At 46.7% G+C, this 12,700-nt stretch carries 10 protein-coding genes and 1 other RNA gene; 5 read left to right on the forward strand and 6 right to left on the reverse strand.

Annotation, left to right across the window (positions count from 1 at the left end; translation table 11 throughout):
- Positions 1 to 2: 2 nt before the first annotated feature.
- Positions 3 to 530 (reverse strand): division/cell wall cluster transcriptional repressor MraZ, encoded by a 528-nt coding sequence (locus ICL80_RS13930; protein ID WP_194213275.1) that lies wholly within the window; start codon positions 528 to 530, stop codon positions 3 to 5.
- Positions 531 to 854: 324 nt separating this feature from the next.
- On the opposite strand from ICL80_RS13930, the gene ICL80_RS13935 reads away from it, so the two are divergent.
- Complete coding sequence (locus tag ICL80_RS13935; RefSeq protein WP_228073556.1) at positions 855 to 2,006, forward strand: HPP family protein; 1,152 nt, start codon at positions 855 to 857, stop codon at positions 2,004 to 2,006.
- Positions 2,007 to 2,048: 42 nt separating this feature from the next.
- On the opposite strand, the gene ICL80_RS13940 is transcribed toward ICL80_RS13935, so the two are convergent.
- Positions 2,049 to 2,717, reverse strand: coding sequence for a glutathione S-transferase family protein (locus tag ICL80_RS13940; RefSeq protein ID WP_194213277.1), 669 nt, complete (start codon positions 2,715 to 2,717; stop codon positions 2,049 to 2,051).
- A gap of 306 nt (positions 2,718 to 3,023) precedes the next feature.
- Between ICL80_RS13940 and ICL80_RS13945 the strand changes: the two genes are divergently transcribed.
- Complete coding sequence (locus ICL80_RS13945; RefSeq protein WP_194213279.1) at positions 3,024 to 3,341, forward strand: hypothetical protein; 318 nt, start codon at positions 3,024 to 3,026, stop codon at positions 3,339 to 3,341.
- Between the two features lie 12 nt (positions 3,342 to 3,353).
- Here ICL80_RS13945 and rnpB read toward each other — a convergent pair.
- An RNA gene (gene rnpB, locus ICL80_RS13950) (RNase P RNA component class A) lies at positions 3,354 to 3,724 on the reverse strand.
- A 107-nt stretch (positions 3,725 to 3,831) separates the two neighbouring features.
- Here rnpB and ICL80_RS13955 point away from each other — a divergent pair.
- Positions 3,832 to 4,047 carry a hypothetical protein gene (locus ICL80_RS13955; protein WP_194213281.1) on the forward strand — a complete coding sequence of 72 codons (216 nt, stop codon included), beginning with the start codon at positions 3,832 to 3,834 and terminating at the stop codon, positions 4,045 to 4,047.
- Between the two features lie 7 nt (positions 4,048 to 4,054).
- On the opposite strand, the gene ICL80_RS13960 is transcribed toward ICL80_RS13955, so the two are convergent.
- Complete coding sequence (locus tag ICL80_RS13960; RefSeq protein WP_194213283.1) at positions 4,055 to 4,699, reverse strand: TetR/AcrR family transcriptional regulator; 645 nt, start codon at positions 4,697 to 4,699, stop codon at positions 4,055 to 4,057.
- A 255-nt stretch (positions 4,700 to 4,954) separates the two neighbouring features.
- Between ICL80_RS13960 and ICL80_RS13965 the strand changes: the two genes are divergently transcribed.
- Positions 4,955 to 6,073 carry an efflux RND transporter periplasmic adaptor subunit gene (locus ICL80_RS13965; protein WP_194213285.1) on the forward strand — a complete coding sequence of 373 codons (1,119 nt, stop codon included), beginning with the start codon at positions 4,955 to 4,957 and terminating at the stop codon, positions 6,071 to 6,073.
- A gap of 12 nt (positions 6,074 to 6,085) precedes the next feature.
- A complete protein-coding gene (locus ICL80_RS13970; protein WP_194213287.1) occupies positions 6,086 to 9,232 on the forward strand; it encodes an efflux RND transporter permease subunit in 3,147 nt (1,048 codons plus the stop codon).
- 87 nt (positions 9,233 to 9,319) lie between these two features.
- Here the strand turns inward: ICL80_RS13970 and ICL80_RS13975 are convergent, their stop codons facing one another.
- Both ICL80_RS13975 and ICL80_RS13980 read right to left on the reverse strand, forming a co-directional pair.
- Entirely contained in the window at positions 9,320 to 11,422 is a 2,103-nt protein-coding gene (locus tag ICL80_RS13975) for a 3-hydroxyacyl-CoA dehydrogenase NAD-binding domain-containing protein (protein ID WP_194213289.1), read from the reverse strand.
- A gap of 239 nt (positions 11,423 to 11,661) precedes the next feature.
- Positions 11,662 to 12,672: an asparaginase gene (locus ICL80_RS13980; RefSeq protein WP_194213292.1), complete on the reverse strand. Its 1,011-nt coding sequence runs from the start codon at positions 12,670 to 12,672 to the stop codon at positions 11,662 to 11,664.
- Positions 12,673 to 12,700 lie beyond the last annotated feature (28 nt).

Consider the following 12,700-nt stretch of genomic DNA (forward strand, 5'->3'; position numbering starts at 1 on the left):
GGTCATGATTGACCACCTCCCCTGAAGGGGGACAGGGTCGGCCCTGTCACGGCGGCTTTTTGCATAGCCTCTGCCTTATGGGCCATAAAGGCATCAGGATTCCAAATCTGGAAGCGTCGCCCAAGCCCTGCAAAGGTAGCCGTACCATCAACTCCCGCAAAAGCCACAAGCTCCTGCGGCAGAACAACTCGGCCCTCAGGATCGAACCCTAGCTGACTAGAGCCCGCAAGAATAGCGGTCGCCATCGACATTTGCTCAGGATTAAACGGGCCAAAATCCGTGTCTAAGTGGTTAGACATCTGCTCAAGAAAACTAATATCCGCACCCTCAATACAGGGGAGAGAGAGATGCTGATAAACAATAATTCCATTGAAGCTGCTGGCAGATACGGTCGCACGAAAAGACGCAGGCACAGAGACCCGTCCCTTGCGGTCAATCTTGTTCGTAAATGTGGACAAAAATAACGCCACTGAACCATATCCCCCTGTGTTTGCGTGCTCGCACGCGTCCTGATCGTCATCAAGGACCATTTTGGGATATCATGGTATTATATGGGGGTCAATGGTTTTACATGGGAATTAATGGATTTTTTTGGGTTACAGCACCACCTATATTTTTTCATAAATTAACATTAACTATCTGTAATAATTTAAATATTGCATGAGTGTTCTTTTTTTGTTTCCTTGCCAGCAAGATACGCCTACTGCATCAAATGCGATGCCTCAAGAGAGGCATATGGGAAAAAGAGAAAGTGGAAATAAAACACCCATATCGACATCTATAGATTGACGAATTTGCCCCATAGAATTATCAGTGCTCCATAAATCTTGATACAGTGCGGATAGGTGGATCACTTGGAGAAAGCATTTGCGCGAATGCTACGCGGTCTATCACCCGCAATGGGGCAGGCCTATAAACGTGAAATGGCACGAGCCGGGATCTGCGCCAGTATTGGCCTTATATCTACGGCGATCGTTATCACCTATTTGAATCAAGCATTTGGTTGGAACCTTTTTCTAATTGCCCCTATAGGCGCAACCGCAGTACTTGTTTTTGCCGTACCTAACAGCCCGCTGGCACAGCCATGGTCTGCCATTATAGGAAATAGTTCGTCTGCATTATTTGCTCTTTGTGTTGTACATGTCATACCCTACCCTTGGTCGGCTGGCATTGCGGTAGGCGGTGCAATTTTCGTAATGATGTTAGTACGCGCGGCACACCCACCGGGCGGCGCTGTCGCATTACTCATAGTTTTACAATATCAGGCCACACAGGAAATTAGTTTTCAATTTGTGGTTGCGCCAGTTGCCGTAACAACCAGCCTCGTTGTAGCACTTGCCATTTTAAGCAATAGAATAACAGGACGAATATACCCGTTCAGGCAGCCTGCGGAGAAAAGCAGCCCACCCCACCAAGAAGCCCCTAATTCCGCCCTAAGCCTTACGGTTGCTGAGCGCGAAGAATTACTCATCCGGTTTAACCAATCAACAAATCTGGGCGTAGAAGATCTTGGTCGCCTACTTGCTGCAGCCGAAATGGAGGCAGCCGCACACCGCTTTGGTGCCAAAACATGCGCTGATATTATGACAAAGGATCTTTTGACAGCATTCCAAAACACACCGCTACAGGAAATCTGGGATATCTATCGTTCTCATGCCATTAAAAGCATCCCTGTGATAAATACAAACAGCAAGTTAATAGGTATTATCCTGCCTGCAAATTTGATTGCATGGGCCATGCAATCACAAAAAGATAAAAGCCGGAAGCCTTTAATATGGTTTCCACGCCAACGCCTTCATAAAGTGATCGTCGCCGCTGATGTAATGGATACAGCAGTAACATCAGTTCCCCATAGTACCCCCGTAGGAAACCTTCTCAATCTACTTTCAGACCAGTCTATACAAGTTGTTCCTGTGACAAAGGAAGAAAAACTGGTAGGCATCATTACGCGCTCTGACATCATCAAACTCCTGATGGCAGAAATAGGGAATAACTGGGTGACCTAGCACACCCAAAGCAGCATTTCCCTATTTCAAGACGGGCAGCCGCTACACTAGAACCTCATCAGGTAATACAATCCCCAGCTTTGCAGCTGCGGCCTTTTCCCTAACAAGCATCTTTACAAAAGACGGTCTTTTTCTTAGCCGTTTTGCATGATCAACGATGTCTGGGTAGGCAGAAACATCAAGACCGCCATTTGCTGCCGTAGAGATATTCCAGAAAATATACATATCCACAATGGACCATCTATCGCCGTACCACCAGCGGTTACCAGAAACTCTTTCCGTTACCATCTCTAAAATGGGTTGATATTTTGCAATACCATCAACACGCACGCCTTCAGGATTTTCTGCTGTAAACCTCATTGGCATTCTGACCTGGCGGGTTATCGGGTGCAGTGTACTTGCACACCAGACCAAATCCTGCAGTCCTTCATTAACCCCAATATCAGAGCCTTCTTTTGGTAATAAACCGGAAGAAGGGTATTGACCATGCAGATAGTATAAAATTGCAGCATTTTCAGTAAAAACTCTTTCACCTATTTTGAGCGCCGGCACACGCCCCATGGGGTTTATAGCTATATAATCAGCTTCTTTTTGCTGATTTTTACTTGGATCAAGCGGATAGTCTGTAAAATCAAGGCCGATCTCCTCAAGCGCCGTCATAGTCACACGCGAGCAAGCTCGAGGTATGTGAAACAGAGTTATGTTGGTCACAGTATTCTCCAATAAACATCTAAAACAGGCTAGCACCAGATACAGACTTTAAGCACATCACCAGCATCAGCGCAAAATATCGAAATTTTCAGGTATAGTCCAGCTATGCTTTATGTACCGTGCGTAAGAGTCAAGCAAACCCACTGGCAAGATTGTTTTTCCTATTTTTCATGATGGTACATATTTACTGAATTCTAACTAAGCTCCCATTATTCCCTGTAGCTTTACACGGGTTTCCCTATATAAGAGCGGACACATCCCTCAATGAGACCTTGAGTTTATATAAAAGATCGTGAGACAGGACCAATGGCTGACAATTCCATAAACCACGAAGATGCTGACAAGCTGATTGCCGCGATAGATATTGACCAATATGAAAAGTGTGCTCAGCTTGCCGAAACAATCCACGTAAAAGTACTCCCTCCAGAACAGCATAATAGCGAGCACCCTTTCAGTGATTATATGGGCCTAAAAAACCATAGTACCGACGACGTACAAGCCTTTTTGCGTTGGCGAGAAAAGCCAGAAGGTGTCCCTGTAAAACTAAAAGTACCAGGCGAAACCACCGTATATGTCGCAAAAAAGGGCAACTACCCCTTCCTTTACCGCGAACGCGTTTGCTAATCACTGATAAAAAATGGCAGACGGCGTGTAAGCCGGGTTCTGTACTGCGCATAGAGCACAGTGATGATCATTCCTCTAGACATGCTGTCGCCAGCATGCTCAGGCAACCACCCGGACAGTGGCGCAGAAACCCGCCTGCTACTTAAAGCAACTATCCCTATTGGTCTTGCTTCCGGTGGGGTTTGCCTTGCCAGCCCTGTTACCAACGCCGCGGTGCGCTCTTACCGCACCCTTTCATCCTTACCTGTTACATGAACAGGCGGTTTGCTTTCTGTGGCACTTTCCCTGAGGTCGCCCTCGCCGGCCATTAACCGGCACCGTGTTTCCGTGAAGCCCGGACTTTCCTCTCCCCGCGAACGGGCAGCGATCATCCAGCCATCTGCCGGGCTGCAATCAACCATTAACAATGCTTTTCGTCAAGGATATTGCGATTAGATAAAAATTAAGGCACAGTCCGCAAATCAGTTTAATCAGGGAAATACACAGTATCATGATGAAAAAACTACTACTTGCCATTGTTGTCCTTAACCTTTCAGCTTGCAGCATCTTTAAAGGCAAGGGTGACACAATCGTATTTGATACTGTTTTAGGACCAGAGACAAAAGCACAGGTTAAAACACTACCATCAAACCTGAAAGGCGATAGCGAAAACGCCCGTTACAGTAGCGAAAAGAAGGTCGGCCACAATATGGCAGACCCAAAATAGCGAACGCTTAAGCTTTATAAAGCTTCATAAATACGCCGATTGCTTCCTTGACGGTTTCTTTGATCATGTCATCGTCTATTTCGTCAATCAAGCCAATCGAGCGCTGATAATGGGCACGCCCCTTTAGCAGAGTAAATAAGAGATTGCACGCCTTGCCAATGTCATCAATGGCAAGCTCACCCCTATCTACCCACATCTGCAAAAAGGCTTCCAGTTTGGCTTCCATTTCATTAGGGCCTGATTCCCAAAAAATCTTCGCCAGACCAGGTTTTTCATCCGCTGCTGATACGAGGAGGCGGTACATAGACAGAGCGCGGCGACTAAGCAGCAAACCCGCAAAACTCTCGCACACCGCAAGCATATCACCTTCAAGTGACCGTTTTTCCAGTTTCTTCAAAACGGTATCAGGGTAACGGCTTTCTATTTCGGCCCTAATACTGGCACTGAACAATTGCTCTTTGCCAGAAAAGTGACTGTATACAGTTTGCTTTGAAACACCGGCAACACGAGCCACTTCATCCATACTAGTGCTGTCAAAGCCCTTTTCCAAAAACAGCTGCACTGCCGCTTCGATAATAGCAATATTCTTACTTTCATCCCGTGGCCTCCCTCGAGTTGCCTTGGCTGGTTTAGGCTTTTTTATATCTTTCACCCCTATTCCCTTCAGAACGGATAAGCACTTAAGACCCCACAGTATACCGCGCGAAAGCGGTTCTGTAACATTTTCATACTATATAGTCCAGAAAGCATAAGATTATATGCTTATACCCCCACAACTTTTAAAACTATATTTTACGTTACGGATACATAGCTCAATAATTATTAGACTTATTGGTCCAGTTATTATATATAGAGTCACAAGAAGGCCTAAAGCCCGTGTCACGACATGTATAAACAGGATATAAAAATGAGCAAAAAAACCACAAAGCTTTGGTGGTATGGTATAGTAGTGCTTGTTATTGCCGCTATTGTGGGTATACGCCTCTCGGGTCACGCCCAAGCTGAAACAAAAGAACAACGTTTAATCCCTGTCATAACGACAACGGTTAAACTCGAAGATGGTTATTTTGCTAAGCGATCTTTCACGGGCCGTGCGGTCACCGGCAGAATTAGTAATATTGCTTTTGAATTAAGCGGCACGCTCAAAAAGGTATATGTAGACACAGGCAGTAAAGTCAAAGCTGGCGACGCTATCGCCAGTCTTGATACAGCCCGGCTAGAAGCAAATAGAAAACAATTACTCGCGCAAAAGCATGAGATTGCCTCCAACTTTGAACTTTCGAAGCGCACCTTTGACCGAATTGCAGCAACGTATAAACAAGGCCATGTATCAGCCCAGCGCCTTGACGAGGCAGAGGCTAATCTTATTGCCATGAAAGCAGGGTTAGAGAGGCTTGACGCTTCCATTGATGCCCTCGATGTTGATTTAGAAAAAGCCCATATCCGCGCACCTTTTGACGGCGTTATAACCAATCGCATGCTGGATGAAGGCACGGTTGTCACACCAGCCTCCCCGATCATTGAATTAACTGAAACCAGTCATATGGAAGCCCATATAGGCTTGCCGCAATCTTATGCACTTGCAATCCAGAAGGGTGCACCATTTGAACTGCGAGACGGTAAAAGAAATATTATATATGGCGCAACCCTGCGTTCTGTAGTTCCCACCATTGAAGGCCAAACACGCACCATGATGGTAATACTGGATTTGCCAGCAGGCCTTATTGCTCGCGGCGAACTAATTTCAATCGTGATTAATGACTGGCAAGAAGATAGTGGCGCATGGCTACCGCTTAGGGCGCTTTCTTCTGATGTACGCGGTATGTGGCGAGTTTATAAGGTCATTACCACTACCAACACCCCAGCCTATGTCGAGTTTGAGAATGTTCAAATCCTATACAGCGAGGCTAACCGGGCATTTGTAACTGGTACTATCACAAACGATGACTTAATCATCGCTGATGGCATAAGCAGATTAGCACCCGGCCAATATGTAACCATTTCTGCGCGTTCAGAAAAACCTTAAGGGATAGAGACCATGAAAGGATCCCTTTACAATCACCCCCGGGTTGTGTGGCTTCTGTTACTGCTTATCATTGTAGCTGGCTTCAATGCTTTTTCCACTATGCCTCGCCTTGAAGACCCCCACATGGAAAGCCGTATAGTACAGGTTACGACCTTTTATCCCGGCGCTGATGCAGAACGGGTAGAAGCAGAAATCACTGAAAAGCTTGAGCGTAAAATGCGCGAGGTTCCCGAGGTCAAAAAGCTTATCAGCGTCTCACGCCCAGGCAGTTCCTTTATTAGCATTGAACTGCAAGACCGTGTGAACGACGCAAAACCAATCACAGCGCGCCTTAGGGATAAAGTAAGCGAGGTAACAGACCTGCCTGCCGGTGCAAGCGCGCCCGATTTTTCTGATACTCGCATTTACGCACACTCTGCTGTTCTAGCCCTCACATGGGAAACAGACAGCCCTATAAACTATGCCATTTTAGGGCGGCATGCCCGTGAAATAGAAAGCAAAATTAGAAATCTGGAAGCAACAGATTTTGTAGATGTACTAGGGTTGCCCGATGAAGAGTTTCGCATAAGTATTGATGACGCCGAACTTGCGGCTTACGGCCTAACTATTAATGACGTTGCGGCCCGCATTCAAGGCTCTGATGCACGTGGTTCTGCTGGCATTGTATCAAATGATAAAGACAGAATGGTTGTACAGGTTTCTGGCGCACTGGATAACCTAGCCAGAATTCGCCGTATCCCCATTGGCCTTGATCCGGCGGGAGCCAGCCTTCGTCTAGGCGACTTTGCCAAGATTGAACGCACCTTTCAAGACCCGCCAGAGCGCTTAACATACCTCAACGGCAAATACGGCGTTGTTATTGCGGCACGTATGTATGAAAACGCCCGCATAGATGCATGGTCTAACCAGATGGGCAAGCTTGTAGCAACGTATCAAGCTGCTTTGCCAGCTAGTGTTCATTTAGAACGGATATTTGACCAGCGCGATTATGCAGATGACAGGCTACATGGCTTGATGGGTAATTTGGCGGTTGGTGCCCTTGTTGTCCTTGCTGTACTCCTCATTTCCCTAGGCTGGCGAGCTGCCCTTGTATCAGCCTCAATTTTACCCCTTACCTTACTGGCATCCCTTGCCATCACCCATGCTTTTGGTATGCGAATTGAGCAGGTGCTGGTTACAGGTTTAATAGTGGCTCTCGGGATAATGGTTGATAATGCCATTGTTATCACAGATGAAATCCAGCATTTACGCCTAAAAGGTGAACGACGTTCTATAGCCGTTGCAAAAACTGTTCGCAAACTTTGGCTACCCCTGCTTGGCAGCACACTCACGACAATCATTGCTTTCATGCCGCTTGTACTAATGCCCGGCAATGCTGGCGACTTTTTGGTTGGGGTTCCTGCCGCTGTTATTTCATCCCTTGTGGCATCGTATGTGATTGCTTTCACAATTATTTCTGCAATGGCAGGCCGAATTGTAGAAGGCCGGGAAGGCGCGGCAGCTTCAGCCCCTCTTAAACGGATATGGTGGCGCGATGGTATTGAAGGAAAGTATTTCTCTGAAAAATTCCGTCGCAGCCTGGAATGGTCAGTAAAAAAACCTTTACGCTCAGTCCTTATCGCAACCGCTATTCCGCTAATGGGCTTCTTTTTAGCAGGCCAGCTTACAGAACAATTTTTTCCCACAAGTGACAGGAATCAGTTCCGTATCCAACTTCATATGCCCGGACAGGCGTCTATTGAAGAAACCCGCCAAGCTGTCGAAAAAATAGATAAAGTCATTCAGACTTATGACGATGTGAATACAAGTTACTGGTTTATCGGTACACGCCCCGCAAAATTTTATTACAGCATGATTAGCAGTAATGACGGCATTTCGAATATTGCAGAAAATATTATAACCGTTGATAGATATGAGCAAATAGCAGGCCTTGTTCCAAAGCTGCAAAGCCAGCTAGAAGAACAATTCCCTGAAGCGATGATCTTAGTGCGTCAGCTTGAAAGTGGCCCTCCTATTCAGGCACCGATCGAAATTAGAGTTGCCGGTCCAGACCTCGCTGTTCTGGAAGTCGCTGGCGATCAACTGCGTTCTATTATTAGCCACATACCAGAAGTAACTTATACACGCTCCTCTCTCTCTGCAGGTAGGCCTATGGTGTCTGTTGAAGCCCGAGAGGATGATGTTTCCGTTACCGGGTTAACACTTCGGGATGTAGAACAGCAGCTTCAAGCCCTGACACGCGGGATTATTGTTTCCTATGTTATAGAAGAAACGCAGCAAGTGCCTGTAAGGCTGATTGCCAAGCGTGCAAACCGCAATGACCTTGATTCTATCGCCAACATGAACCTGATCGGCAAATCATCAAAAATGGAAGAAGATGGCTCTTTTGCCGATGTTCCCATTTCTGCTGTAGCTGATGTTAAACTAACAACAAAGGTTGGGGCCATTGAGCATTTAAACGGTGAGAGAATTAATAAAATCCAAGCGTATCTTGATTTTGATGTTCTGCCTGCTAAGCCCCTTGAGGCTATTACCAAAGCATTAGAGGAACAGAACTTTTCTCTGCCGCCCGGCTATACACTTGCCTTTGGCGGAGAAAGTGAAGAACGCGATTCTGCCCTTAGTGAATTATTTGGAACAGCAGGCATGCTTGTTGTCCTGATGCTTCTTGCTGTTGTTCTAACATTCAACAGCTTCCGTCTCGCCTACATCACACTAGCCGCCGCAATACAAGCTGCAGGGTTAGGTTTTTTCTCCCTGTGGCTATTTGATTTTCCCCTTAGCTTTGTAGTTATATTTGGCCTTATGGGGCTTGTAGGGCTTGCGATTAATGCCGCCATTGTGATTTTGAGTGAGCTTCGCGGTATTGAGGCCGCCAGAAACGGCGATGCTACTGCCGTTGTCGAAGGGGTTATGGGCACTGGCAGGCATATCATTTCAACAACCATAACCACAGTTGGTGGTTTTATGCCTTTAATTATTGCAGGCGGACCGTTTTGGCCTCCCTTTGCTGTTGCCATTGCTGGCGGCGCTTTCCTGTCAATGGTGGTCAGTTTTTATTTTGCACCTGCTGCCTTCTTGTGGCTCACACGTATTCGGGCTGTATCAGCCCCGGGAGCACCAAAACCAAATGCAGCAGCCACATCAACACAACCATAATAGGCACTTGCATGTACCCCGGCAGGGTTCACAAAAAAGGCATGGGGTATTTCCCATGCCTTTATATACCCACATAACATACCTATTTTAGGCTGCATTCTCACGGTCAAAATCAGCAAACGTTTTACCTTCTGCAGCCAATTTCTCTATAAGCGGGGCAACCGTACCCCAATTACTGTCTTCTTTAATAAAGCCGTGTAGCTTTTTAACGACAGCATCAAGACCTAAGCTATCGGCATAGTGCATTGGTCCACCACGAAATGGCGGGAAACCATATCCATTTGCATATACAACATCAATATCACTCGCGCGGTATGCCTTACCTTCTGCAAGAATTTTTGCACCCTCATTCACTAAGGCCAGAATTGCACGTTCAACAATATCGCCCGCCGCCTTCGGTGTGCGTGTAATGCCTAAGCGTTTGCTTTCCTCGTCAATAATATTCTCAGTAAAAGCTGACGGTTTTGGTGCACGGCTACCCTCATCATAGTCGTAAATACCGGCCCCTACTTTAAGACCTTTTCTCCCGGCCTCAACCAGCTTGTCTTGCCAATCAAAAGCTCGTGTATCATAGTTATCACGCCCGATAGACTGCCGGTTCATATAACCAATATCAAGGCCTGCCATATCTGCCATTGTCAACGGGCCCATAGGCATACCAAAATCAAATAACGCCGCATCTACTTCTTCCGGTTTATTACCTGAAATGACACTAATAGCAGACACCCAGCCATATTTTGACAACATCCGGTTACCAATAAACCCATGACAAACACCTGCAACAACGCCCACTTTTTTAATTTTTTTCGCAAGATCAACCGCAGTAGCCAAAACATCATCTGCCGTTTTTTCAGCACGAACAATCTCAAGCAAACGCATAACATTAGCGGGTGAAAAGAAGTGAAGACCAATAACATCCTCGGGGCGCGATGTGCTCGCCGCAATCTCATCTATATCAAGGTAGGATGTATTAGAAGCCAGAATGGCACCCTTTTTAGCAACACGGTCAAGCTCGGCAAAGACCTGCTTCTTGATCTCCATTTTCTCAAATACAGCTTCAATAATCAGGTCACAATCTGAAAGCGCATCATATGATAATGTGCCAGTGAAGCGCGCCATCAACTCATCCACCTGCCCCATAGTTAGCCTGCCGCTTTTCACTGAGCGTTCATAATTGCCGCGCACCACTTTAAGACCGCGATCAAGCGCATCTTGCTGTAGCTCCAGCATCATTACCTCTATACCCGCATTGGCAAAGTTCATGGCGATGCCACCGCCCATAGTGCCAGCACCAATAATGCCAACCTTTTTAATATCCCGGCGCGGTGTTTCTTTGGTAATGCCTGGAATACGACTGACTTGCCGCTCAGCAAAAAACATATGCCGCAGAGCTGCCGACTGGGGATTCCCCATGCATTCCATAAACAGGCGGCGCTCTGCTTTAAGGCCTTCTGCAAGCGGCATATTCACAGCAGCTTCCACGGCTTTTATGCATTGTTCTGGTGCAAAATAGCCTCGTGTTTTTTTAGCAACTGATGCCCTAAAAGCATTGAAGAAAGCTGGGTCATATTTGCCACTATCAATCGAGATATCACCTGTGCGGCGCGGCCCTTCGCTTACTTTCTCCGTGGCCAGTTTGATTGCAGCGGGGAGTAACTGATCAGCATCTTCAACCAATTGGTCAACGGCACCCCATTTATGTGCTTCAACCACAGAGATATGACGGCCACTCACAATTGCGTCTAGTGCATTTTCAACACCCGCAATACGCGGAAAACGCTGTGTACCACCGGCGCCAGGCAATATGCCCAGCATCACTTCAGGCAGGCCAACTTTTGCACTTTTCAAGGCCACGCGGTAATGGCAAGAAAGCGCCACTTCAAGCCCGCCGCCAAGCGCCGTACCATGCAGCGCAGCAACAACAGGTTTTTCTGTTGCTTCAATAGTCTCAACCACATCAGGGAGTGAAGGGTTCATAGGCGGCTTGCCAAACTCTGTTATATCAGCACCCGCAAAAAAAGTGCGCCCAGCACATGCTATCACAATTGCATCCACAGCGTCATCTGCCGCCATTGCCTGCACTTCACGCACCAAACCCTCACGCACAGCTTGCGACAAAGCGTTCACGGGCGGGTTGTCCGCCGTAACAATAGCTATTCGACCTTCAATTGTGCTTGATATAACCGTCATGTCTTCTTCCTCAAATTAATTTGGGCCTCTAAATGGGTGGTAAGTACCCTTTACATAGAGCGGTGTGGCATCTGAACCAACCTTTTCAGTGTATAAATTATGGCAGTTTAGATAAAAGGCAATAGTTAATAAACCAACTGGTTGGTTTATTAACTATATTAATCAATTTCATTCTGGTTCATCAAACCCAATGAAGCGTTACAAAATAAACAGCTTTCCGCGTTAAGCACAAATCAAGCTTACTCAGCCCACCTATCAATATAGCGCTGAAGTTCTGCTCTGCTTTCAATGCTATACATTAGCAACAACACCAATAAAAGCCTTGCCTTAGCACCGCTTAGCGTGCCAGCAAATAGCAGGCCACGATTTGCCAAATCAATCTCTGAGCCAACAAAGCCATATGTATTTTGCAGCACTTCGCCTGCCCCTGTCCGCGAAGCCATAATAACAGGCATCGTCTTTGCTGCCTGCTCCAGTGCTGCAGCTACGGCCGGTGTCACATGGCCACCGCCAACACCCTCTATAACCAGCCCTTTGTAACCAGCCGCAATTGTTGCTGTAACCATTTTACCATCATCGCCTATCCATGTGGAAAGCAACGCCACTTCTGGAACAGGTATATCTGATATTCTATGTAAGCCAACCAAAGGTTTAGGTGATAAGGCAAAAGGTATGCGTACTTTACCTTCTACAATACCGCCCAGTGGCCCTAAATAAGGTGACTGGAAAGCAGCTGTAGAACTTGTATGGCGCTTACTAACAAACCGCGCTGCATGGATAACATCATTAAATGTAACCAAAACCCCCTTCTCACGCGCTTGATCACTTGCTGCAACACGAATAGACGCAAGAAGATTAGCGGGTCCATCAGCACCCGGTTGGGAGGGGCTACGCATGGCGCCGGTTACCACAACAGGCACAGCGCAGTCGAGCAGCACATCAAGAGCAAAAGCCGTTTCCTCAATGGTGTCTGTACCCTGCGTTATAACAATACCATTCACGCCAGTAGCAATAAGCCGGTTAATTTCAGATGCCACATCGATAAGATCGGCCAAAGTCAAATGTGCGCTGGCAATCTGCCTGAAAGAATGTGCCTGAATATCAGCTACAGCCGCCGCTTCCGGCACCATTTGCAATATAGCTTCACCTGTTAGTTTTGGCGTCACACCACCTGCAGCATCAGGCATCATGGCTATTGTTCCGCCAAGTGCCAGCATTGCAACTTGAGGCAATTGTTTAGAATTGGTCATAATATTACTCATTCATACACCTATCAGG

This window comes from Kordiimonas pumila, assembly GCF_015240255.1.
Taxonomy (GTDB): Bacteria; Pseudomonadota; Alphaproteobacteria; order Sphingomonadales; family Kordiimonadaceae; genus Kordiimonas; species Kordiimonas pumila.

Excerpts from the sequence above, each read along its gene's own strand:
- ICL80_RS13965 (WP_194213285.1), top strand. The coding sequence starts at position 4,955 with ATGAGCAAAAAAACCACAAAGCTTTGGTGGTATGGTATAGTAGTGCTT.
- ICL80_RS13980 (WP_194213292.1), bottom strand. The coding sequence starts at position 12,672 with ATGACCAATTCTAAACAATTGCCTCAAGTTGCAATGCTGGCACTTGGC.
- ICL80_RS13975 (WP_194213289.1), bottom strand. The coding sequence starts at position 11,422 with ATGACGGTTATATCAAGCACAATTGAAGGTCGAATAGCTATTGTTACG.
- ICL80_RS13930 (WP_194213275.1), bottom strand. The coding sequence starts at position 530 with ATGGTCCTTGATGACGATCAGGACGCGTGCGAGCACGCAAACACAGGG.
- ICL80_RS13970 (WP_194213287.1), top strand. The coding sequence starts at position 6,086 with ATGAAAGGATCCCTTTACAATCACCCCCGGGTTGTGTGGCTTCTGTTA.
- ICL80_RS13945 (WP_194213279.1), top strand. The coding sequence starts at position 3,024 with ATGGCTGACAATTCCATAAACCACGAAGATGCTGACAAGCTGATTGCC.
- ICL80_RS13955 (WP_194213281.1), top strand. The coding sequence starts at position 3,832 with ATGATGAAAAAACTACTACTTGCCATTGTTGTCCTTAACCTTTCAGCT.